The sequence below is a fragment of the Raineya sp. genome, from assembly GCF_053497555.1.
In genome coordinates this window covers 1-24,775 of the sequence record NZ_JBRCWE010000096.1, presented here as the reverse complement: position 1 = coordinate 24,775, position 24,775 = coordinate 1, and the positions used below count along the sequence as shown (strand labels likewise).

Genomic DNA, 24,775 nt, shown 5'->3' with positions numbered 1-24,775 from the left:
GGTATTATATACCTTTTTATATTATCTTTGCTTAAGATTTCCATGAAAAGTAATATTTTAGTTTCAGCACCTAAATATACAACTTTCATTGGAAATCTTTTTCAATCCTAAACAACTTCAATATGAAAAAAACTACCTACAAGCCTATCAGTATTATAAAGAAGCAGAAAAGTTTTTACAAAAAACCAGTAAGACCGAACTAATACACAAAATTAGAGTTTATTCGGGGCTTGCCAATGTTCTTTATTATTTGGATAGTGCAAAACTGGCTTTTGAATATGAAAGGAAAGCACATCTTACCCAAGACTCTTTGGAGCGTTTTCAGAAAGGCAATCAAGTTTTACAAAGCCAACTAAAGTTTTTATTACGAAACCAAGAAGAAAATTATTTGCTTGAAAAAAAAGTAAACGAACAGATAGATTTCTGGACAAGAGTGGGTATTATCATTTTGCTGGTTATTGTTGTAATTTTAGGGTATTTGCTGCGAAGGCAAAGCCGTTTGAATAAACTCATAGCTTTGCAAAAAATGAGAATAGAAGCCAAAAACGAAGAAATTAGCAGGCAGAATATTGAACTCGCCGAAAAGAAACAAGAAGTAGAATCGCAACAGCAAACTATTGAGCAGGTCAATGAGATTTTGGAAAGATATACCAAAAATTTAGAAGCCGAAGTTGAAAAGCGTACCCAAGAAATTCGTGAAAAAAATACGGCTCTTTTACAAACCGTTAGTCAGTTGGAACAATTTTCCTATATTTTGGCTCATAACGTAAGATCGCCTATTGCTCGTTTGCAAGGGCTATTGATGTGTTTGGATATGGAAAACATTAGTAACCCTCAGAATCTAAAAATTTTTGAGTTTGTTCAACAGTCTGCCAAAGAGCTTGATGATACAATTAAGAACCTAAATACCATTATTCAAATTCGTAAAGGAGTAAATGAGATATACGAAAAAGTTGATTTGAAAAGAAAAATTGAAAAGCAGAGAGCCGCTGTAATGGAAGCGAAAGGTATTTTAGAAGTAGATTTGCAAGTACGCTATGTATATGCTATCAAGGCTTATGCTGAAAGTATTTTTTACAATCTTATTAGCAATGCTATCAAATATCGCGATACACAACGTCAGCTCGTAATAAAGGTAAGAACCTACCAAGATGATACATTTTTGTATGTAGAAGTAGAAGATAACGGTATAGGCATAGATTTAGCAAAAAATAAGGATAAAATGTTTGGCTTTTATAAGAGATTTCATTCAAGCGTTGATGTAGAAGGCAAAGGAATAGGCTTGCATATTGTAAAATTGCAGGTAGAGGCAATGGGAGGGAAAATTGAAGTAGAAAGTGAATTAGGTAAAGGTACAAAATTCAAAATGACCTTCAAGAAGCCCGCTCAAATTGATTGGGAGAATGTTTGAGAAACGCTATTCCATAAAAAATAGCAAAAACTATTACCCCATAATTTCTTTGTAAGTACGACTCGGTAAAAGCCGAAAAAAACAGCACCAGCCAAATACTCCAAGCCAAGTAGTTTTTTTCTTTCCAAAAAAAAGATAGAGGTAGTACCAACAAAGCCAGCCAACCGATGAAGCCTACTATTCCCAAGGCTATCCAAGTTTCAAAAAACTGATTATGAGCATTGTAACGATTGTATTTTGAAGCAAAATAAAACTTATATTCGTCATAGATTTTTTGCAGTTCATCTTGTCCATCGCCTGTGCCTACGCCAAGGAGCCAATTTTTTTGAATAAGTTCTTGGGCACAAGTCCATTGAGCAAATCTTAAGGTTGCTCCGTCCCAGTTTCTGCCCAAAGAATGATCTTGATTTTTATCTAAAATAATTCGTTCTTGGGTATTCCAAAGAAAACTAAAACGCTTACGAGTATAAGGAGTAAGCAAAATAATACCTATCAGAATACCAATAATAGCTATTCCCCATAGCAAACCCTGCCAAATTTTATTTTGTTTTCGGAAATATTCTAAAAAAAATACTGCAAAGCCAAGTATAAAAATGCCGATTTGCGTACGAGCCGCCAGCAAAAGCATTGTGAGCAAAAAAAAGCCAAGAAATAAAGCCTTTGTTTTGTTTGAATAAAATATAGAAAGATGCTGAGGAAAAAAAAGGTCGGTAAGCAAAAAAAGATTAGCAAGGCAGATGAGCATTGCCAAATAGGTGGGTTCGGCACGGAAAGCAGTAAAATTTTGATAGTAAAAGTAATTTGCCCATTCAAAATGAGGGTTGTGCCAATCCTGAAAAACCCTGTAAAAAGCCCTTGCGTAGCACAAAAGAGCAAAAATTGCCACTCCTATTACAAAAAGCCGTAAATAATTTTGTAGGGTGATTTTTGGGGTAGGGAAAACCTGCATTGAAAGAGGCAGAGACCATAAGGGAACAAGCAAACCTATCAGAAACCAGCCCCACTCGGTATTTTGGGTGTGAAACATTCCTATAAAATGCAATAGCAGAAAAAAAGATAGTAGAAAAAATAGGTGTTTGTATTTCCATAAATTTTTTCTGTAATTTTGATGTAGCAAGAGGGCAATGATAGCATTGAGGCTGATAATTACCCACGCTATATTACGAGGAGCAGGAACATAAAAAGGTAGAGTAAGCAAAAATAAACTTACCAAAATTTCGTGAATAGCAACTTGAATGGGGGTTTGGGTAAAGTAAGTTTGAATTTTACTTTTCAGACTTGCAACCATTTTTGTTTTTTTGCGGTCAAAGATATAAATTTGCGAAAAAAAATTTGTGGAAAACGCTGTTAAAGTTTTAGGCATACCGCTTTACAATCAAAATATACCCAAGGCTGTAGCCGAATTGATACGTATTTGTAAAGAAGAAAAACCTCAAAACCGATTGGTCAGTGCCACAGGGGCTCACGGCTTGGTGTATGCCCAAGAAAATGAAAGTTTTGCTAAAATTTTACATAATTTTTATTGGAATTTGCCAGACGGAATGCCTGGTGTATGGATAGGCAGGTGGAAAGGAGCTAAACAAATGCAAAGATGCTACGGACCGGGCTTTTTTGCCGAAACAATGCAAAAAACTGCTAGCACGCCTATCAAGCATTTTTTCTGTGGCGGAAAGGAGGGAGTTGCAGAGGAACTGAAAGAAAAATGTGGTAAAAAATTTGGTAATCACAACATAGTAGGGACATATTGCCCACCTTTCAGAGAAATGACAGATGAAGAAATGCAAGAATTAGGGCATATTATTCAGAAAAGTGGGGCAGACGTTGTATGGATAGGATTGAGTACGCCCAAGCAAGAAATTTTCGCCACAAGATTGGCTCAACGCTTGCAATGCCAATTCATCATTACGGTAGGTGCGGCTTTTGATTTCCATACTGATAAGGTAAAACAAGCTCCTCGTTGGGTGCAAAATATGGGTATGGAATGGTTTTTTCGTTTGCTGATGGAGCCAAAACGTCTGTATAAACGTTATTTGCATATTGTACCAAAATTCATATACTTAAATTTTTTGGAATTTCTTAAACTACGAAAAGTATGAAAAAAGTTTTAGTTTGCGGTGCAGGTGGCTTTATTGGGGGTCATCTGGTAAAAAGATTGAAACAAGAGGGCTTTTGGGTGCGTGGTGTAGATTTGAAGCATCACGAATACACTCAGCTACCTGCCGATGAATTTATTATTGGCGATTTGCGTGATGTACAAGTATGCAAAGAAGTGTTGAAAGATATTGATGAGGTCTATCAACTTGCCGCAGATATGGGAGGGGCAGGCTATATTTTTACAGGAGAAAATGATGCCAATGTAATGCACAACTCGGCTACTATCAACCTAAATATTGCCGATTTGGCTGTAAAAATGGGTGTAAAAAAGGTGTTTTATTCCTCATCGGCTTGTATGTATCCTGCCTACAACCAAGAAGACCCCGATAATCCGAAATGTTCAGAAGATTCTGCTTATCCTGCCGCTCCTGATAGCGAATATGGATGGGAAAAACTTTTCAGCGAAAGATTGTTTTTGGCGTATTATCGCAACTATGGTCTGGAAGTTCGCATAGCTCGTTTCCATAACATTTTCGGACCCGAAGGTACTTGGCAAGGTGGCAAAGAGAAAGCTCCCGCCGCTATATGCCGTAAAGTCGCCGAAGCAGAAGAGGGAGGTTTTATTGAAATATGGGGTGATGGTAAGCAAACTCGTTCTTTCCTTTATATTGATGAGTGTATTGAGGCAGTTCGCCGTCTGATGGAATCTGATTTTACGGGACCTGTCAATATTGGTTCGGAAGAAATGATTAGCATCAATGGCTTGGCAGAACTTGTGATGGATATTGCAGGTAAAAAACTTACTATCAAAAATATACCCGGTCCCGTAGGTGTGCGAGGTAGAAATTCTGATAATAAGCTAATACGTGAAAAATTAGGTTGGGATTACACAATGACGCTCCGCCAAGGTCTTGAAAAAACCTATGCTTGGATAAACAAGCAGGTACAAGCCAAAAAGAAAGTAGCGGTGCAGTAGAGTTTATTGCCTTCAACCAAACCAAACAAGCATATTACGCAGATAGCAAATATGTTTGTTTGGTTACACCAAATCATCTTCGGGGTTGCCGATTTCATATTCAATTCTATTGAAACGAGGGGGTTCTTCTGGAATTTTAATGGCGGGTTTAGCTGGGAATAAGTAGTTTTTCAAGGCTTTTTCAAAAGGAGCAATGAGTGATGCCAAAACAACATTGGCAATTACCTTAAAAATAGGAATATTGCCTGTATAGCTTTCTACAAAATTTTCAATATAAACGCTCACAAATTCAAAGAGCATCAGCATTGTAGTAAAAGCTAAAATAATGGTGTAGCGAGAGTTTTTACGCGTTAGCCCTAAATAGACGGAAACAATCACCAAAGTTAGAAAAAAAGAAACCTGAGCCAGATAAAACCACCATTTTTCCCAGTAAGGCAAATCTATCCTGAACTTAAACATTAGGGGTTGCGGGTTCATTTCGTCATCACTATTGAAAGAACGCACATAAAACGTATAAACTCCGGGCGGTAAGTTGGTATAGGTTGCGGTATTTTGCTCATTTTTTTCCGACCACTCTTTTTCAAAACCTTCCAATTTGTACTGATATTTTATTCTTTCGGGAACGGTAAAATGTACCCCTACAAACTCAAAAGTAATGCTATTTTCATCGTGGGCAAGTTTTACAGCAATGCCATTGGAAACTTCACTCAAAGGAATAGCAAAATCGGGGTCTAAAAGTTTTGCATATTTGTTCCAATCGGTTTTTCGGTTGAACAACTTGACATCAATCAGATGCAGGGTTGGGGGATTTTTGTTTGGTACATCTTCATAAGGCAGATACTTCACTATCCCATTGAAAGTGCCAATCCAGAGATTTTGGCGAGAATCTTTGAAAAGGGCATTGGGAAAGGTTTGCATTAGCGATAAGCCATCTATGTAGCTGTAATTTTTTACTTTTTTTGTTTTTGGGGTAAATCTATCAATGCCGTTTCGGTGTCCTGTCCAAATGTTGCCTTCACTATCTACAATTACACTCCATAGATTTTGCGAAGCGAAGCCGTCTTTTTCGGTGTAGCATATAAAGCAGTTGGTATCTTTGGGGGTGGCGTTGGGTTTCATTTGGCAAAGTCCGTTTTCGGTAGCCAGCCATAGTACGCCTTGGGCATCTTGGGCTATGGAAAGTACAATGTTATTAGCCAGTCCGTTTTTGGTTGAAAAGTTCGTAAAAACACCATTTCGGAAACGACTCAATCCTTTGTAAGTGCCAAACCACAGATTTCCTCTGCCATCGTTTAAGGCACAGCGAACATAATTATCGGCAAGTCCTTGATTTTCGGAAAAGGTCGTAATTTTTCCATCTTTTTCCACACGAGCTACCCCTTTATCCGTTCCTGCCCAAAGGCGGTTTTGTTCATCTTCTACAAGGCAGTAAATGGTATTATCTCGCAAGCCATCGGCGGTGGTAAAATTTTTGTAGCGAGTGCCGTCATACAACCAAAGTCCTTCTCCTACCGAGCCAATCCAAAGATTTTTTTTATCTTTATCCCAAAACAAAGAACGCACATTGAGGGCTTTTTTTTCAGAAAATTTTCTGCTTTTAAGGTCATAGGTGAGCAGATGCTCATTAGTGCCAATCCAGATGAGTTGTTTATCGTCTTCAGCAAAAGCCCGAATGGGCTTGTCGTAAATGAGGGGTTCATTGAAAGTGATAAAACGCCTGTTACTGATTTTAGAAATACCTTTATTACTTCCGAACCAAAAATTAAAATTTTTATCTTGCCAAATACAATTGAGATTATCGCTTGAAAGTCCGTTTTGGGTAGTGAGGTGTTCTAGTAAAAAGCCGTCTTGCAAAACAAAAGCCCCTTCATCGGATACGAGCCAGACTTTTCCTTCCTTATCGCAAAGTCCCGCTGAAATTTCCCCTTTAATACCCTTCAATTCACCAAAAAACTGAAATTCGCCTGAAATATTATCCAACTTGTAAGCTCCTAGTGGCGTTCCAAACCAAAGATTAAGTTTTTTATCCTGAAAAATGCAATAGATAGCCGTGCTAACAATTCCGTCTTGTACATTGTAGGTTTTCATTTTTTTGCCGTCATAGCTTGCCAGTCCGTTATCTGTTCCTATCCAGAGGATATTGCGGTGGTCAAAGTAGAGGGAATGAACAGTATTGTGGGGCAGTCCTTGAAAGGTAGTAAAGTTAGCAAAGCGTTTGCCGTCATATTTGCTCAAACCTTCGTTGGTGGCACACCAAATATTGCCATTTTTATCTTCCAAAATAAAATTGACATCATCATCAACCAATCCATTTTTTTCAGTAAAAACTTCAAAACGTTCGCCGATAAGCCTTGCAACACCCTGACGAGTAGCTACCCAAATATGATAGTTTTTATCTTCAATCACACACTTGACAAGATTATTGAGCAGTCCTTGGGTAGTAGAATATTTGTAGAACTTTCTGCCGTCAAATTTACAGACACCGCCTTGGGTGGCAATCCAGATAAAAGAGTTATGGTCTTCGGCAATATAATTGACATTCTCTTCGGGCAGTCCCTCAATCAAGCCATAATGCCGAAACGGATACACTTGTGCCACTGCGGGCAAAGCCAAAATCCAAGCCAAAAATAACAGGTATCTCATCACTCGAAGGGCTACTAATAGGCATTTTTGTTATTTTTCTTGCTTTTGGTATCAGTTTTGGTATTGGTGTTTTGGTTGTTATTTTTTTGATTTTTTTCTAAAAAAGCAATTTTCGCTTCCAAATCTTTGATTTTCTTTTCCAAAGCCGCTACTTGCTCATCTTTGGTATTTTTAGAGGCAGAAGTGAGCTTGCGAAGGTCTTGGGTGAGAGATTTTTTTTCCGCTTGTAGTTCATCAATTTGATGTTGGAGGCTGGCGATTGTGGCTCGGGCTTCTTTGAGTTCTACTTCTTTGGCATCATAATTTTTTTGCAGGGCTAGATATTTTTTATTAGAAACGCAAGAAAACAAAGCAAAAGTCGAAAAAATCAGAAAAAATAAACGAATGTGTAGCATAGTTTTGTAATTAAGATTTTGGGAATAGCACAAACACTTTGTTTTCCAAAACAACAAAATTTATTTCGGAAAAACAAGTAAAATTTGAAATTGTTTTCGGAAAAGGTATTTTTGCAAAAATACCTTGAATTTCAAAACATAGCAATAGATGCTCGGAGAAATACTTGGCAAAATCGCTTCGGGAGCCGTAGTGGGTTATACAACCAACGACCTTGCCGTCAAGATGCTTTTTCGTAAAAAGTTTGGCTTGGGCGGCATCGTGCTGAAAACGCACCATCAATTTGTAGAAAATATCAGCAAACTCGTAGAGCGTGAAATTATCAATCATCATACGCTTGCCAAAGAATTTGATAGCCCCGCCTTCAAAACCGCCATTGAGCAGAGCGTTCAAGATTTTTACACCGAGCATTTGAGCCAAATCTTGCAAAATACTCGCTTTGCCGATATTCCCCTTGCCGAAAATACTTGGGATAATTTGAGCGAGTTGCTCTGCCAAATCGTGCAATCCGAACTGCAAAGCCACTTGCGAAATCTCTTGCAATTTGTAGAAATCAAAGATTTGCTTTCAACTGCTCAAATTGAGCATATCAGCCAAAGTATCAGCGAAAAAATTGCCCATTTGCCTTCGGAAATTGATTTGGAAACCTCTTTGCAACGCATCATTGAAAATATCAGTGAAAATAGCCTGCAAGATATTTTTGGCGAAATATTTGTTCAGCGTATTTCTGAAAACCTGCAAAAGATTATTGCCAGTTATTACGATTTTCTGCTCCAAACGCCCCAAAATATTCTATTGCCTTTTTCGCAAGAAGTTTTGCAAAACGCCGAAATAGAGCAACTCGTAAGGCTTTTTTCGCAAAGCATTGCTCAAAAAGAAATGAGTAGCCTTGTTTCGGCAGGGCAGTTTCACGGCATCGTTACAGAAGTTTTGGAGCAAATTCATCAGTTTCTCAATTCGCACAAAGGCAAACTTATCATTCAAACGCTTGCCAAGTTTATCGTAGAAACTTTGCGGAGCGAACATACCACGCTTTTTGAACTGCTGAACCCTTCCTTAGAACAAAACTTTGAGAACTTTCTGCGAAAGCACCTGCCGCGTATTTTACAGCGTTTTATTAGCTACATTCAAACGCAAAAAAGTAAAATAGATAGCCTCATTGACCAAACCTTTCGCAACAACACACAATTTGCCCTGCAAGAGTGGCTTTTGGATATTTTCATCGGAAGCGTAAGTGAACAGGCACAAGTGGTGCGGAGAATTGTGGAGTTTATTGAAAAATACGATGCAGGCGAACTTGCCCAAATTGCTACTGATTATCTGATTGACTATTTGAAAAAAAACACGATTAGCGAAATTATACAAAAGATAGATAGCCAAAAAGCCATTGACTTTCTGACAGACAACTTGCTTAAAAATTTCAATGAAATTCTTTCCCAAATCCAGCCCAATCGCTTTGATAGCTATTTGAGCCAAAAAATAGGCGACTTTTTGACTTCGGTGCAAATGGAAAACTTTTTGCAGAAAGAACTCCAAAAACTGCGTGAGAGTGCTTGGCTCTATAATCTTTTGCAAAACCTTCGTTTTGAAAAAATTTTGATAAGCAAAATTCAAGAAAAACAAGAAAGTTTTACAAAGGTTGCTCTGAAAAGCATTTTTTCGGAAACGAATTTTGCTCAACTTGCTAGGTGGCTTGCAGAAAAAGCCCAAAACAAACTGCAAGAAAGTGAGGTCAAAGAAAAATTGCAAGCCTTTTTGAAAGATACAATTAGCAAAAATCTTGAAAAAGTACAACTACAAACTCTTTTTTCCGAAGCTGAAGGCAAAGATATAGCCGAAAAGCTAACAAGCAGACTTCGCAAAACGCTAAAAGGCTATTGGCAAAACATTGGTCAGGAAAATTTGCAGAAATATTTGCCCTTTTTGAATGCAGATGCCACTTTACACCAAAAAACCGCCGACTATCTGCAAAAAACTTTGCTTTTGGAGCTTGAGAACCTCTTGAAAGGACGCATAGAAGCCCTTGTGAAGCAAAATCTTGCTCCTCTGCCCCCTGAACGCATACGCGATATGGTAGAAAATTTTATGGGTAGAGAGGTTGCTCCTATCAATGTGTTGGGGGCTATCTTGGGAGCGGGTGCAGGTGGGGTGCTGTCGGCTATACCTGCTCTACAAAATCCTTATGCGGCAAATGCCCTGAATGGTTTGGTGTATGGCATTACGGGATATGGTACTAATTGGCTTGCCCTGCGAATGATTTTTCGCCCCTACGAAGCCAAACGTATTGCAGGGCTGAAAGTGCCTTTTACGCCGGGCATTATTAGCAAAAATAAAAGCCGTTTTGCTCAGAATATGGGCAAATTTGTTCAGCAGAGCCTTTTGAACCGAGATAGCATCGTGAATAATTTTCACGGCAGTAGGAAACTGCTTCGTGAGTCGCTTTTGCGAATGATTGCCCAAGATGACTACGCCCTTTTGCAAAAAACGCTCACCCAAAACGAAATTGCTATCAGTAGCTACTTGCAAAACCAAGCCGATAGCTTTTTAGATAGCAAACAAGAAAGCCTTTGGAAAGCCTTAGAAAAGCAAATTCAAGGGCTTTTGAAACAGAATTTGAGCAATTTGGATACCAGTACCCTCAAAAGTGCCATAAAAACGCAAGTTAGCTCGCAAAAACTGCTTTTGCAGAGCGAAAAAACCATAGCAGATGTTTTAGGACTTGGTAAAAAAGCCCCCAAGCACCTTGCCGATTTGCTTCCTCGGGGTACTTGGGAGATTACCGAAAAACTTTTGGATAATTTTCTCGAAGAAAACCTTGAACGCTTTTCTCAACCCGAAAATACGCATCTGTGGCTTCCTCGCTTGCAAGAGTACCTTTGGCAAGAGTACCAGAAGCTCGTAAAGCGTAAAATTTCTGATATTTTGCAGAAAAACCAAATTGAAGACCTGAAAGCAAATTTTGCCGATTTTTTACGCAGACAGATGCGTAGCGAAAAAACACAAGAAAAAGTATTTCAAGGTTTTTCCAAAAGATTATACGCCGAAATCCACCCCGAACGTAAAATTAGCCAGGTGCTTGGGGGGAGAATCATTGAATTTTTGCGAGAAAATGCCATTTCGCTTGTCAAAAATCTTATCCAAAAAGGTCTGGATTGGCTCAACGAACACAAACGAGAGCTTGCCAACGAAGTTTATGAAAGAGCTTATGAAGAAAACAGAGCGGCGTTTATTTACAAAACGGTTATCAGGGAAACGGTTTTAGAGCTTTGCCAGTACGGGATTCCTCGCTTTTTTAGGGAGCAGATGCCCGAAATTGTGATTACTATGGAGCAGGAAATTGCAAAAATTGGGCAAATTCCGCTATCCGAACTCAATATTCGTATCAATGAGGAAGCTCTACGCCGTGCTATCAGTCGTTTTTTGGGTAACGAAAATTTAGGACAGACCACAGGCAAAGTTGCTGAAATTTTCTTGGAATATAGCCTTTTAGAAACCCCTCTTTTAGATTTTGTAAAAAACGAAGACGTTTTAGGCTTGAAAAATCTTTCGGCACACTTTGGGGCTGAAATCGCTCTATTGCAAGGACATTTGAAGTATCTGATAAGCGAAAAACCACTTTTTACGCAAACTATTGCTCATTTTATTACGCAAAATATGCGAGCCTTTGCCGAAAGCTACTCCCAACACTGGATTAGCGAAGATAGTACGAGCATTGCTCAAAAAATTGTTAGTTATGTACTCCCAAGCCGAGTGTTTGAAGAGGAAAAAAATAAATGGATAGATGAGGCTTTTCGTTTGCTAAAAGCTGAAAGCTTGGAAAACTACCTGCAAACAGAAACCTTACTAAATGATTTGCACAAGGCTTTTGGGAAAATACTACAAAAGCCACAAGTGAGGGATTTTTTACGAGAGCGTATTTCTGCCCTTACGCACCAACTTTTGCCCCAGATTTTGCCCAATATTTTGCCTTCTACCAAAGAGTATCTATCTTTTCAGATTTTAGAGGCAGTTTTTGAGGCTTTGGACGATAATTTACCTCAACTTTTGCTTTCTATTGATTTGCACAAGGTAGTTGTAGAAGAAATTGAGGCAATGCACCCCAAAGAAGTAGAAGCCCTTTTTTATAGCTTTGCGGCGATATATTTTCGTGAGCTTATCAACTATGGTTTTGGCTTTGGGGTGCTTTTTGGCTTGGCAGTAGATGGTATTTTACAAGGAATAAACCTACTTATCTGAACCTAAAATATTTGAAAAAATTGTATAGCTGGCATATAAATTGCAAAGTAGCTTTTTACAAAACTATTCCAAAGTAGAAATTTCAAAGGCAAATCAATGAAAAAGGGCATTTTCTTTTCGTTATTTCTTTCATTTTTGGCTATTTTTGCAAGTGGGCAAGAATTTCAATCAGACGAATGGAATATAGGTATTTCCAATGGTATAGGTGGGGCTAATCTATTCTTACTGCCTGCTTTGGATATTGTGTATCAAAAAAATACATTCTCGTTTGCTCCAAGCAGAAACACTTGGGGAGTAGCTTATATACGAGAACTTAAAAAATTCGGTAGTAAGCAAAACTTTGAATGGATTTTTACTGCCGCTTTTGCCGCAGAATTTAGACCAAGTATTGAAGAGCCTATCCAAAATATCAAAATCAGTGATTATTACGCCAAACCCAAACAGAAAAACGGCAGGTATATTTATATGGTTTTTAGTGGTATCAGAACAAACTTTCTAAAACATCTTGCGATTTCTGCTCAAATAGGCTTTGCCGCCATTGATGAAACTTATAGGACACCAACACGGTTACTTGTACTGCAACCTTCTGCACAAATCGGTTTAGGACTTTACCTATTCAAAAGATATTGATACTTACGAAAATATTTCATAGAAGACTTGAATTTTTGATGATAAAGCATTTAACCTGAATATAAGCGACCAATCGCTTTGTTGTGATATGGTCGCTTTGCAAGTTTATCCCAACATTTCCTCTACTTTTTTTCGTCCCCATTCGTTTTTTTCGGTTTCGTTCCAAAGTGAAGGGAAAAAGATGATTTTCTGAAAATTGGGGGGCAAGTATTTTGTCCAATTTGTGCCGCCTGTGGCATCAATGGGCTTTCCTTTTTCTCGCAGATACTTTACAGCAGATTTTAGGTGTGCCAGTGCCCATTCTACATTAAACCAGTAATCCATTTCTCGCAAAGCCTCGCGGATAGGTTCAAACATTTCATCTTGGGGGGAAATTTTTTTGAACTGCTGATACAAGTTTTTATCACGAAACTTGTAAGCCCATTCTAAAAAGGTAGTAGAATATTTTTCCTCAAAATGTTGCAGAGTAATGGTTTTCTTGCCCGTTTCGGCTTCGGTAGCTCCGCGTTTCCAATAGATATGTTCATACATTTCGGCAGTGGTGGTATTTGGGGTAATTTGAGCTCTGAAATCCGCAGAAAGTAGATTTACAAAATCCGTAGAGGCAATTTCAATTAGGCGAAATTGAGCCGATTGAAAGCCACTGGCGGGCAATAGTGCCATTCGGAACTTCTTGAATTGTTCGGGTTGCATACCTACGCTCATTATATCAAAAGAATTGCAAAGAGCCTTGATATAACGAACAATCCGCTGAACTTTTTCCAAAAACTCTCCCGTAGGAATTTCTTGCCAAGCCGCTATTTGCTCTATTTCCCAAAGAGTAAGTTTGAAATACAATTCCGTGATTTGGTGATAAATGATAAATACCATTTCATCGGGAAAGCGAGTTTTGGGTTTTTGAAGCGTCAGCAGGGTATCTACGTGAATGTAGTCCCAATATTTAAGATAATCCAAATGCAAAAGCCCCTCTAAATTAGCGGCAAGATTTTGCCCCGTTTGGCTGTATTTGTGTTCAAGAGCTTGCAGTAAGTTTTGAATAGTTGCGTTGTTTTCCATAAAATTTTCTTTTAAGCCAAGCAAAGTAAAATAAAAACCTACAAAAACCCAAAAAAACTCCAAAATTGTATGTAAAGAGCTATTTTTTACAAAAATTTTGCTAAATTGATATATTTTTGCTAAAAAAATATATTTATTCAAAATTTTATTCTGAATAAAAGTTTTTTACTCTATAAAGTTTTGGTATAAAGGTTAATTTTAATATTTTACTCTGAAAAAATCAATTCGCTTTTTTACAAATAGATAATCTTTGAAAATTTTGTATAAAAGAATAAGAAAATTTAAGCAGATATACAATTAGCAAAAATATATTTAAAATTATACTTTCCCAAGTTGTTTTTGCACTTTTGTAATGTGCTTTTTGAAATCAACTTTCTTTTGGTTTTATGAAAAAAATTTTTCTCTCTCTTGCACTGCTAACCCTTTTGAGCCATTGGGGAATGGCACAGGGTTCGGAAATTTACGGAAAAGGTATCCGTATCAACTTGGATACCAGCGGTAAGCGTTTCATTCGCTTTATTACGTGGCATCAGATGTGGATGCGTTATATTGATAACAACCCGGGCACTACCGTCAATGGTATTCCCGAAGCCAGCACTTGGGATATAGGTCTGCGGCGTTCTCGTTTTTTGTGGTACACACAAATTTCTCCTCGCTACCTGATTTTGGCTCATATTGGTATCAATAACCAAACTTTTGTGAATGGTGGCGGTTCAGGAACTTCAGGAGTAGGGGGCTATGGGGTAGGTAAAAAGCCTCAACTTTTCTTGCACGATTTCTGGAACGAATATCAAGTGGTAAAAGATAAACTCTACATTGGTACAGGCTTGCATTATTGGAATGGTGTGAGCCGAATGGCGAGTGCAAGTACGCTCAACTTTTTGGCATTAGATGCTCCTATTTTCAACTGGCCGCTCATTGAAGAAACCGACCAGTTTGCCCGTCAGTTTGGTATTTATGTAAAAGGCAAATTACCCATAGCAGGCAAAAGTTTGGATTATAGAGCCTACGTGAATAAGCCCTTTGCTACACCAACTCCCGATGCTACTATACAAGCTGTTCCGGGAAGAGCCTTTGCTTCTAACAACAATACAGGAGCGGTGGGAGGCTATTTTACTTTTGAACTCGCCGAAAAGGAAAGCAATGTATTGCCCTTCTTTGTAGGAACTTACGTTGGAACAAAAAAAGTGGTGAATGTGGGCGGAGGTTTTCATCTACACCCCAAAGCTACACGTAGCTATCAGCCCAATGGTACTGAATTTACTTGGGAAAGCCACGATATGAAACTTTTTGGGCTTGATGTTTTTGCCGATTTGCCCATCAATAAAGAGAAAGGAACAGCCTTTACGGGTTACTTGCTTTACCAAAATATGGACTTCGGTCCTAATTACATCAGAGCTATTGGTATTATGAACGAGGGTTTGCCCGGCTTACCTGGTGCTACTTTACAGGGTGGTGGAAACGCCGATTGGCGTATAGGTACAGGTAGCATAGTGTATGGCGAAGCGGGCTATCTTTTACCTAAAACACTATTGGGTGATAAAGGCAAACTCCAACTTTTTGCAACAGGTACCTACAAAAACTTCCAATACCTGGCAGAACCTTCTTTGGATTATGCGGCAGGGTTCAATTATTACATAGACGGGCATCACGCCAAAGTTTCGCTCAAATATCAGAGTCGTAGCATTTACGAGGGTAATTTCAACATCATTACAGGCGAAAAACCCAAACTCAATACCAACCCAGATTTGGTAGGTGGTAGAAAGCGTTTAGGCGAAATTATCGTCCAGACAATGATTTACTTGTAACATCAACCAAATACTCAATATTCTTAATTTTGAGTTATTGAAAATCAATCAATAAAATCCTGCAATCTGTAAAACCATTTTAATCTTGGTATAAAATCAACTTAAAAAAATATAATTTATGGCAACTCTTTCAGCAGAAAAACAAGGATTACAAACCCAAACAGATAAAGGGATTTGGGGGGTAATTACGGCGTCATCGGTAGGTACGCTGATTGAATGGTACGACTTCTACATTTTTGGAAGTCTTGCGGCAATGGGGATTATTGGCAAACAATTTTTCCCCTCCGATAACCCTACGGCGGCATTTTTAAGCTCACTGGCAACCTTTGCGGCGGGTTTCATTGTCAGACCTTTTGGGGCATTATTTTTCGGTAGATTAGGAGATTTGATAGGCAGAAAATATACCTTTTTGGTTACGCTCATTCTGATGGGAGGCTCTACTTTCCTCATTGGGCTGATACCTGGCTATGCTTCTTGGGGAGCCGCCGCACCGCTTACGGTGCTTGTTTTGCGTTTGTTGCAAGGTTTGGCTTTGGGGGGAGAGTACGGCGGAGCCGCTACCTATGTAGCCGAACACTCTGCCTACAATCGGAGAGGATATTTTACTGCTTTCATTCAAACTACGGCAACTCTGGGTTTGCTGATGTCTATTGGAGTTATTATTCTCACACAAAGTATTTTGAGAGATAGTAATGCTGTCAATCCGAACGGAGCTTTTGAAGAATGGGGCTGGCGTATTCCTTTCTTGGTATCTATTTTCTTGATTGTGGTTTCTGTGTTTATACGTATGCGTATGCACGAATCGCCAATGTTTAAGAAAGTAAAATCGGAAGGGAAAGTTTCTAAAAACCCGCTCAAAGAAAGTTTTGCCAAAAAAGCTAACCTCAAAATGGTACTATTGGCACTTTTTGGAGCTACCGCAGGGCAGGGGGTAGTTTGGTACACAGGGCAATATTATGCACTTTCGTTTATGAACAAAACTTGTGCTATTGATTCGGCACAAGCCAATGAAATTATTATGATTGCCATTGTGCTGGTTACACCCTTCTTTTTGGTATTTGGCTGGCTTTCCGATAAAATAGGTCGCAAATACATTATGATGGCAGGTTTGCTACTGGCGATATTTGCCTACCGACCTATTTACCAAGCAATGTATAATGTTTCGGATATTTCGGAAGGAAAGAAAAAAGAACTTACCGAGCAAACTAAAACTGATACTAAAACCGAGCCTATCAAAGACAAACCTGATATGCTCCAAACCCAAAAAGTAACCAAAGTATTTGAAGACGGCACCAAGGCAATTCTGATAACCAAAACCACGCTATTTACCGATTCTGCCAAAGAACCCAAAGTAGAAAAATCTAAATCTATCACGCTCAATGGTAGCGACAAATGGACAATGATTGGGCTGATTTTCATTCAGATTTTCTTTGTAACAATGGTATATGGACCTATTGCGGCATTTTTAGTAGAAATTTTCCCTACCAAAATACGCTATACTTCAATGTCTTTGCCTTACCACGTAGGAAATGGCATTTTTGGAGGACTTACACCCTACATTGTTACTCGCATTATTGAGGCAACCAAAAGTGAGGCACAGCCCTCGGGTGATATTTTGGCAGGTCTTTGGTATCCGATAGGTATAGCGGTACTTACTTTCATTATTGGTATGGTGTATTTGCCTGCTCGTACCGATAAAGATGTAACAGATTAGTTTTTTGTAGAACCTTAAAATTCAATATTTATGAATGCTGTTAAAAGAATTCTCGGCGTAGTATGGTTGGTGCTTGCTCCTGTGCTGATTGTAATGATGTTCAATCAATTTTTTACAGAAATACCTGCTTTGGAAAAAGCCATTGCGGCAGGTAAAAAGCCCGCAAGCGAACTGCAAAGTACATATCTTTTTTGGGTAATTACGATTACCATTTTTGTACCTATTGCCTTTGGACTGGCTTTGTTTGGGTATTATTCCGTAAAAGGCGAATACGATAAAACCGTAATGTCTTCGGCTGATTTATGATGTTGTTTTTGAACTCACCCCTATTTTCAAAAAATATGAAAAAAACGTAAGAAAATGGGTAAAATGACCGTAGCAAACGATGATGTCGCTCATAGCGGCATCATCACTCTCGGTCAGAAAACACAACTTATGACTCACTTTTTGCAAAGAAATTTTGAAATTATTTTTTGAAAACAAAATTGTAACGAAGGACTAAAAAATTTGAAAACCCTAACAAGATTAGATTTACAGAAGGCAAGGGTTTGGAAATTTGATACATTTTACTTAAATTGAGCAAAATAATGGCTAAATCAGTGAAAAAAATAGGTCAGATACTCTTGCTTGTGTTTTTTACAGGTATGATTTTGCTCAATTTCCCTTTGCTTTCTGCCTTCAACCAGCCTATGTTACTCAACGGCTTTCCGCCTGCTTTTGTGTATATTTTTGTCGTATGGATTTTGATAATTATAGCCTTGTGGCTGATTTTTAGGAAATAACAGAATGGTAACCCTGCTTATCATAGTATCTTTATTATATTTGCTTCTGCTTTTCGGGCTTGCTTATTGGGCAGAACGAAAAGCAGAACAAAAAAGCCGTTTTATCAATTCTCCATATATTTATGCTCTTTCGCTGGCGGTATATTGCACCGCTTGGACTTACTACGGCTCTATTGGCAGAGCCTCTAAAACAGGCTACGACTTTCTGCTAATTTATTTAGGTCCTACGCTTTCAATGCCTTTGTGGTGGTTTGTGATGAGAAAAATTATCCGAATTGCCAAAATTCAAAATATTTTCAGCCTTGCTGACCTGATTGCTACGCGATACGGAAAAAATGTATCCTTGGGGGCTATTGTAAGTATTTTTACCGTGCTTGGGGTAGTTCCTTATTTAGCTTTGCAGATTAAGGCTATCAGTGAAACTTTTACTTTGCTCGTAGATTATCCTAAACATTTCGCTCAAAACCCTGTATTTCTGGATTATGGATTTTACATTACTTTGGCTCTTGCCATTTTTACAATTTATTTTGGTACTCGCAGTTTAGACCTAACTCGTAAAAATGAAGGAATGGTCTTTGCGATTGCTTTTGAATCTATTTTCAAACTTTTGGCTTTTCTGGTAGCAGGGGCTTATGTGGTATTTGGGCTGTTTGATGGTTTTGGTGATATTTTTCGGAAAGCTTTTGAGAAACCTGAATTGCAAAAAATTTTATATTTTCAAGAAAATGCTACACATCAGGGCTGGGAGTGGTTTCTGATAGGACTTGCTTCGCTTTTTGCAGTAATGTTTTTGCCAAGACAATTTCAAATGGCAGTGGTGGAAAATAAAAGCGAAAAACACCTTGAAAAAGCGATTTGGCTTTTCCCGCTTTACTTGCTTATTATCAATGTTTTTGTTTTACCTGTGGCACTGGCAGGCAAACTGACCTTCGGAAGTGGTATAGATGCCGATACTTATATTTTGGCTTTTCCCCTTCAAAATAGCAATCATTTTCTGGCTCTGCTTACTTATTTAGGAGGTTTTGCGGCGGCAACCAGTATGCTCATTGTTGCTTCGCTTGCCTTGAGCCTTATGCTTACCAATAATCTTTTTATCCCTTTGAGCCTGCGGGCAGGTATAACCAAATATCTCAAAGATAAGCAATGGGGAGGTTGGGTGCTTCTTATTCGTAGAATAAGCATTGGCTTGGTACTCATTTTGGCATATTGGTATCTTTATACAGCTTTTGAGTTGCCGCTGGTTTCTATCGGGCTAATTTCTTTTGTAGCAGTTTCGCAGTTTGCACCTGCGGTTATTGGTGGTTTGTATTGGAAAGAGGCAACTCGCAAAGGTGCATTGGCAGGTATTGTGTTGGGCTTTGTAGTGTGGTTTTATACGCTTATTGTACCCAATTTTGTTGAGGCAGGCTTGCTTTCAAAAAGTATTATGCAAGAAGGTTTGTTTGGGGTAAAATGGTTGCGTCCTCAATCACTTTTTGGATTAGAATTTTTGCCTGTGGCACATTCGCTTTTTTGGAGTTTGTTTTTTAATATTGTTGCTTATGTTGCAGTTTCGGTTTTTACATCTCAAAATTCGCAAGAACGCAACCAAGCCGAACTTTTTGTAGATGTTTTCAAATATGCCGATTCTTATGACGAAGCAGTAATATGGAAAGGCATTGCTCATAAAAAAGATTTAGAAGAACTTTTGGCTCGTTTTGTGGGTGAAAATAAAGCAAAAAATTTGCTAAACGAGTTTGAGCAAGAAAATCAGGGGAAATTGTATGCCGATGAAGCCGAACGCAACGCTAAGCTCGTAAAATATGCCGAAAAAATACTTGCTACGGCAATAGGTTCTACTTCGGCAAGAATACTTGTGGCTTCGGTAGTGCAAGAAGAAACGCTTACCCAAGAAGAAGTGCTAAAAATTCTTAAAGAAACCCAAGAACTCAAAAAACTGAATTTTGAGCTCAAAAAAGCAGATGCTCTTAAAAATGAGTTTATCAGCACCGTAACCCACGAACTCAAAACACCTATTACTTCTATACGCTCACTTTCAGAAATTTTATACGAAAATCCCGATTTAGAACCTGCACAACGAGAGCATTTCCTAAAAACCGTTATCAGCGAAACAGAACGAATGGAAAGGCTCATCAATCAGGTGCTTGAACTTGAAAAGTTTGAATCGGGTAAGCAAAAATTGCATCTTGCACCCCAAAACCTTAATGAAATCGTAAAAGAAGCTATTGGGATTTACGAAAGCGTAATAGCGGAGAAAAAAATACAATTTTCTACACAACTCTCCCAAGAGCCGCTTTGGTCGGAAGTGGATAAGGATAGAATTTTACAGGTAATTCTGAATTTTCTTTCTAATGCCGTGAAATTTGCTAAAACCAAAATTGTTGTAAGTAGCTATTCAAAGCAAAATTTTATAGAAATTGCTGTATCTGACGACGGCAAAGGCGTACCCAATGAACTCAAAGACGCTATTTTTGAAAAGTTTTTCCAAGCAGAAAATCAGAACATTCGCAAACCCAAAGGAAGCGGTTTGGGGCTGGCTATCAGTAAAAAAATTATTCAATACCACAAAGGAAGTATCGGCGTGGAACAAGAACAAGGAATGACAAAGTTTTATTTTCGCTTGTTTCGGACTTTATCGCTTGATTTATTTGAAACAAGTAACGACAATATAACCATTTTGAAACCAACAACTTAATCTATGCCTATGAAAGTTTTAATTGTAGATGATGAACCCAATATCTTACTTTCTTTGGATTTTCTGATGAGAAAAGAAGGATATGAAGTTTTTGTAGCACGCAATGGTACTGAAGCTTTGGAAAGCGTACAAAACCATTTGCCCGATGTAGTGCTTTTGGATATTATGATGCCCGATGTAGATGGCTATGAAATTTGTAAGTTTATCAAAAACAACGAGGAAACCAAACATTGTAAAGTAATTTTCATTAGTGCCAAAAGCAAAGAAAGCGATATTCAGAAGGGCTATGAAATGGGAGCAGATTTTTACATTACCAAGCCTTTTACCAACAAACAGATTGTCAGTAAAGTAAAGGAGGTATTGGTAGTTGGAACATAAAATCAAAGGGTTTGATGAATATTCTACTCAACTTTATTTATTGCTTGCAAGTAAGTAAGACCAAATAACGAGGGGCTATGATAGATAGTTTAGTAGTACATATAAAAGAAATTGTTGCAAAAGCTCGTTTGCAGGCTTTTCAGGAAGTAAATGGTATTTTATTGAAAATGTATTGGGATATTGGGAAATTAATAGTAGAAGAAGAACAAAATGGCTACAAAAGAGCGAAGTATGGAGAATTTAAGCTAAAAAATTTGGCTCAAAAATTAACCGCAGAATTGGGAAAAGGCTTTGATGAAAGAAATCTTAGAAATATGCGTGCTTTTTACAATGCCTTTCCAATTTGGAACGCGGTGCGTTCCGAATTGAGTTGGACACACTACCGAATTCTTTCAAAAATTGAAGAGCAACATTTGAGAAGTTTTTATATGAAAGAAGCTATACAAAATAGTTGGACAACACGAGTACTCCAAAGAAATATTGATAGTTTGTATGTAAATAGACTGCTTGAAATTACTGATAATTCGCCCAATTCGGATAGCATCAAAGAGTTCATAAAAGACCCGTACATTTTTGAGTTTCTTGGAGTATCTCACGAAAGACTTACTGAAAAAGAATTAGAAACAGCTTTAATAAATCATTTGCAAAGTTTTTTAATGGAATTAGGAAAGGGTTTTGCTTTTGTAGCACGCCAGCAACATATATGCACAGAGACCTCTGACTTTTTTATTGATTTGGTATTTTACAACTACATTCTCAAATGTTTTGTACTCATTGATTTGAAAATAGGCAAACTTACACATCAAGATATTGGACAACTGGATATGTATGTGCGTATGTACAACGATTTAAGAAAGGGAGAAGATGATAACCCAACTATTGGCATAATTCTTTGTACTGATAAAGATGAAACTATTGTAAAATATTCAGTTTTAGCCGAAAATGAAAGACTTTTTGCAAGCAAGTATCGTATTTATATGCCTACCGAAGAGGAGCTCAAACAACTGATTGAAAAAGATAGAAATTGGATTGAAAATGATATTTAAGTTTTTACATTCCACGGCACCTAACTTAATCTAAAAATATTCACTTTCAAAATCTTAAAAATTATGCTCACTAAAATCAACACTCTCAGCGGTTACTTGTACGAGTACCAGAAAAGCGTTGCCAATCCCGAAGATTTTTGGGATAGCGTTGCCCAGCAGTTTTATTGGCGTAAAACTTGGGAAAAAGTTGTAGAATGGAACTTTGAAACCCTTGATGTCAAGTGGTTTTTGGGTGGAAAGCTCAATATCACCGAAAATATCTTTGAGCGAAACCTTTTTACGCTTGGAGATAAGACGGCGATTATCTTTGAACCTAACGACCCCAATGAGTCTGTACGCAAACTCACTTACCGAGAGCTTTATGAGGAAGTTTGTCGTTTTGCAAATGTATTGCTTGCCAATGGAGTTCGTAAAGGCGATAGAGTTGCTATTTATATGCCAATGACTCCCGAAGCGGCAATAGCAATGCTCGCTTGTGCAAGAATTGGAGCTATTCATTCGGTAGTGTTTGCGGGTTTTTCGGCAAGTTCTCTAGCAGACCGCATCAATGATGCCCAAGCTAAAATGGTGATTACTTCCGATGGTAATTTCCGAGGGGCGAAAACCATTGAGGTCAAAGCGGTAGTAGATGAAGCACTGCAAACCTGCAATTCTGTTGAAAAGGTAATTGTTCTCAAACGCACAGGTACCAGTGTGCAAATGCAAGCAGGCAGAGATATTTGGTGGCACGAAGCAGTGCAAGGAGTGCAGGTGCAAAACAAAGCCGAAGAGATGGACTCCGAAGATATGCTTTTTATTCTTTACACTTCGGGTTCTACGGGCAAGCCCAAAGGGGTGGTACATACCACAGGCGGCTATATGGTTTATACCGCTTATACCTTCCGAAATGTGTTTCAGTACGAGCCCCAAGATATTTTCTGGTGCACGGCTGATGTGGGTTGGGTTACAGGACACTCTTATATTGTATACGGACCGCTTCTGAATGGGGCTACGGTAGTGATGTTTGAAGGCGTACCTACTTACCCTGATGTAGATAGATTTTGGGCGATAGTAGAAAAACATAAGGTTACGCATCTTTATACTGCCCCTACGGCTATTCGGGCTTTAATGGCGTATGGCACTGAACCCATAGAAAAGCACGATTTGAGCAGTTTGAAGGTACTGGGTTCGGTAGGAGAGCCTATCAACGAAGAGGCTTGGCACTGGTACTACAATCATGTAGGGAAGGGGAATTGTCCTGTGGTAGATACTTGGTGGCAGACAGAAACAGGTGGCATTATGATTTCGCCTATTGCAGGGGTAACCCCTACCAAACCCGGTTATGCGACACTGCCAATGCCCGGTATTCAGCCTGTTATTGTTGATAACGAGGGAAAAGAACTCAAAGGTAATAATGTAGAAGGTAATTTGTGCATTAAGTTTCCTTGGCCTTCAATGATACGCACTACTTACGGCGACCACGAAAGAGCTGTGAATACCTATTTCAAAACCTTCAAAGGCTTGTATTTTACAGGTGATGGCGTAAAACGTGATGCTGATGGGTATTATCGTATTTTGGGGCGTGTTGATGATGTTATCAATGTTTCGGGGCATCGTTTGGGTACTGCCGAAGTAGAAAATGCTATCAATTCGCACCCGCTTGTAATAGAAAGTGCAGTGGTAGGTTATCCTCACGAAATCAAGGGGCAGGGAATTTATGCCTATGTTATTTTGGATAGTGCCGCCAGCAACCACGAACCCGAAAAGCTCAAGCAAAGTTTGCTTACTACGGTTACCAAAGTGATAGGTCCTATTGCCAAACCTGATGTGATTCAGTTTGTTTCGGGCTTGCCCAAAACACGTAGCGGTAAGATTATGCGTAGAATTTTGCGTAAGGTTGCAGAAAAAGATATTTCCAACCTCGGTGATACCACTACACTATTAGACCCTGCTGTGGTTGATGAAATCATTGAAGGAGCAGGCTTGCGACAAAGCTCAGCAAAGTAAATATACACTTCTGTTCGCTAATCAATAGTAGCAATGGCATCGCAATTAGATGCCATTGCTTTTATTTAGTCGCTTCTTAAAAAGTCTGTTTGCAGAAAAATCAACGAGTAACAATAGAAATTTACTTCCAAAAAAATGAATTTTAAGATGTTTTTTTGGGTTAGAGCGATGAGGTCGCTCATAGCAACATCATCGCTTGCTACGTCTGTGTGCGTATATCACAAGTTTTTTTGTCATTTTGCTTAATTTTCTTACAAATTTTTTGTATTTTTTTACAAGTAAAATTTTGATTATCAAAAATTAGATACTTGTTAAGGGACGACAAGCACCTGGATAGTCGTTTTATTTGACGTATCTTTATAGCAGGACGCTGAGTAATCATTTATTCAACTGCCATTTTATCCCAAATTTAGCTCCTTTCAGCAAGTAAGGGTAATCTTGGGAAACAATATTATGTTGAAAGAAATACCCCAAAGTAAGAATACTTTTATCATTTATCTGATAACCTAAACTCAAATCCACTTGATAGGTGAGCCTTTTTATGAAAAAGTCTGTATTTATGATAAAAACTTCTTTGAATAAATAAGGACTCTCAATTTGGGAGATAATTTGATTTTTTGTAGTTCCCAGTAGCAGAGAAAAAGCAGGAATTAACATCAAGGAACGTTTGGGAATATGAAAATAATAGCTTACTTTCAGAGGGATTTCAATTTCATTTTTCCAAGCTACCGTTCTAATTCCCTCACCTTTGGTTAGCACTCTATTATCATCATAAAATAGCAAGAATGTCCTTTCGGTGCTATATTCTCGCTTGGGTGAAAAATGCACTCCCGTTGAAAAACTTAAATTAACGTGAATTATAAGTCTAACTTATTGTTTTCAAGGGATTTAAATAAAAAAACTTAGGGTAATTGAAAAAATGATTAA

The 24,775-nt window shown here is 38.3% G+C and carries 18 protein-coding genes; 13 read left to right on the top strand and 5 right to left on the bottom strand.

Going from position 1 to position 24,775, the window contains the following annotated elements; translation table 11 throughout:
* Positions 1-88: 88 nt before the first annotated feature.
* The gene (locus tag ACWITO_RS12440) at positions 89-1,411 is read left to right on the top strand and encodes a sensor histidine kinase (protein WP_448530321.1); all 1,323 of its coding nucleotides are present in this window, start codon (positions 89-91) and stop codon (positions 1,409-1,411) included.
* On the opposite strand, the gene ACWITO_RS12435 is transcribed toward ACWITO_RS12440, so the two are convergent.
* Positions 1,374-2,699: an O-antigen ligase family protein gene (locus ACWITO_RS12435; RefSeq protein WP_448530320.1), complete on the bottom strand. Its 1,326-nt coding sequence runs from the start codon at positions 2,697-2,699 to the stop codon at positions 1,374-1,376. The genes ACWITO_RS12440 and ACWITO_RS12435 overlap by 38 nt on opposite strands.
* Positions 2,700-2,745: 46 nt before the next feature.
* Here ACWITO_RS12435 and ACWITO_RS12430 point away from each other — a divergent pair, with 46 nt between their 5' ends.
* Positions 2,746-3,507 carry a WecB/TagA/CpsF family glycosyltransferase gene (locus ACWITO_RS12430; protein ID WP_448530319.1) on the top strand — a complete coding sequence of 254 codons (762 nt, stop codon included), beginning with the start codon at positions 2,746-2,748 and terminating at the stop codon, positions 3,505-3,507.
* Positions 3,504-4,481: an NAD-dependent epimerase/dehydratase family protein gene (locus ACWITO_RS12425; RefSeq protein ID WP_448530318.1), complete on the top strand. Its 978-nt coding sequence runs from the start codon at positions 3,504-3,506 to the stop codon at positions 4,479-4,481. Before ACWITO_RS12430 ends, ACWITO_RS12425 begins: the two co-directional genes overlap by 4 nt.
* A gap of 63 nt (positions 4,482-4,544) precedes the next feature.
* Here ACWITO_RS12425 and ACWITO_RS12420 read toward each other — a convergent pair whose 3' ends face one another.
* Both ACWITO_RS12420 and ACWITO_RS12415 read right to left on the bottom strand, forming a co-directional pair.
* On the bottom strand, positions 4,545-7,124 hold the full coding sequence (locus tag ACWITO_RS12420; protein WP_448530317.1) for a ligand-binding sensor domain-containing protein: 2,580 nt from the start codon (positions 7,122-7,124) through the stop codon (positions 4,545-4,547).
* A gap of 14 nt (positions 7,125-7,138) precedes the next feature.
* Positions 7,139-7,519 (bottom strand): hypothetical protein, encoded by a 381-nt coding sequence (locus tag ACWITO_RS12415; RefSeq protein ID WP_448530316.1) that lies wholly within the window; start codon positions 7,517-7,519, stop codon positions 7,139-7,141.
* A 148-nt stretch (positions 7,520-7,667) separates the two neighbouring features.
* Between ACWITO_RS12415 and ACWITO_RS12410 the strand changes: the two genes are divergently transcribed.
* Together ACWITO_RS12410 and ACWITO_RS12405 are read left to right on the top strand one after the other, a co-directional pair.
* Positions 7,668-11,753 carry a DUF445 family protein gene (locus ACWITO_RS12410; protein ID WP_448530315.1) on the top strand — a complete coding sequence of 1,362 codons (4,086 nt, stop codon included), beginning with the start codon at positions 7,668-7,670 and terminating at the stop codon, positions 11,751-11,753.
* 96 nt (positions 11,754-11,849) lie between these two features.
* Positions 11,850-12,383, top strand: a complete 534-nt coding sequence (locus ACWITO_RS12405; RefSeq protein WP_448530314.1) for a hypothetical protein — start codon at positions 11,850-11,852, stop codon at positions 12,381-12,383.
* A 105-nt stretch (positions 12,384-12,488) separates the two neighbouring features.
* On the opposite strand, the gene ACWITO_RS12400 is transcribed toward ACWITO_RS12405, so the two are convergent.
* Complete coding sequence (locus ACWITO_RS12400) at positions 12,489-13,439, bottom strand: tryptophan 2,3-dioxygenase family protein (RefSeq protein WP_448530313.1); 951 nt, start codon at positions 13,437-13,439, stop codon at positions 12,489-12,491.
* 386 nt (positions 13,440-13,825) lie between these two features.
* Between ACWITO_RS12400 and ACWITO_RS12395 the strand changes: the two genes are divergently transcribed.
* The 8 genes from ACWITO_RS12395 to acs all read left to right on the top strand — a co-directional run bounded on the left by ACWITO_RS12395 (position 13,826) and on the right by acs (position 23,848).
* On the top strand, positions 13,826-15,247 hold the full coding sequence (locus ACWITO_RS12395; RefSeq protein WP_448530312.1) for a porin: 1,422 nt from the start codon (positions 13,826-13,828) through the stop codon (positions 15,245-15,247).
* A gap of 118 nt (positions 15,248-15,365) precedes the next feature.
* Positions 15,366-16,961 (top strand): MFS transporter, encoded by a 1,596-nt coding sequence (locus ACWITO_RS12390; RefSeq protein WP_448530311.1) that lies wholly within the window; start codon positions 15,366-15,368, stop codon positions 16,959-16,961.
* Between the two features lie 30 nt (positions 16,962-16,991).
* Entirely contained in the window at positions 16,992-17,267 is a 276-nt protein-coding gene (locus ACWITO_RS12385) for a DUF6814 family protein (protein WP_448530310.1), read from the top strand.
* 281 nt (positions 17,268-17,548) lie between these two features.
* A complete protein-coding gene (locus ACWITO_RS12380; RefSeq protein WP_448530309.1) occupies positions 17,549-17,743 on the top strand; it encodes a hypothetical protein in 195 nt (64 codons plus the stop codon).
* Positions 17,744-17,747: 4 nt separating this feature from the next.
* A complete protein-coding gene (locus ACWITO_RS12375; protein WP_448530308.1) occupies positions 17,748-20,438 on the top strand; it encodes an ATP-binding protein in 2,691 nt (896 codons plus the stop codon).
* A 9-nt stretch (positions 20,439-20,447) separates the two neighbouring features.
* Entirely contained in the window at positions 20,448-20,816 is a 369-nt protein-coding gene (locus tag ACWITO_RS12370; protein ID WP_448530322.1) for a response regulator transcription factor, read from the top strand.
* A gap of 77 nt (positions 20,817-20,893) precedes the next feature.
* Positions 20,894-21,862: a PDDEXK nuclease domain-containing protein gene (locus tag ACWITO_RS12365; protein ID WP_448530307.1), complete on the top strand. Its 969-nt coding sequence runs from the start codon at positions 20,894-20,896 to the stop codon at positions 21,860-21,862.
* A 63-nt stretch (positions 21,863-21,925) separates the two neighbouring features.
* Positions 21,926-23,848 carry an acetate--CoA ligase gene (acs, locus tag ACWITO_RS12360; RefSeq protein WP_448530306.1) on the top strand — a complete coding sequence of 641 codons (1,923 nt, stop codon included), beginning with the start codon at positions 21,926-21,928 and terminating at the stop codon, positions 23,846-23,848.
* Positions 23,849-24,226: 378 nt separating this feature from the next.
* Here acs and ACWITO_RS12355 read toward each other — a convergent pair whose 3' ends face one another.
* Positions 24,227-24,676: a hypothetical protein gene (locus tag ACWITO_RS12355; RefSeq protein WP_448530305.1), complete on the bottom strand. Its 450-nt coding sequence runs from the start codon at positions 24,674-24,676 to the stop codon at positions 24,227-24,229.
* Positions 24,677-24,775 lie beyond the last annotated feature (99 nt).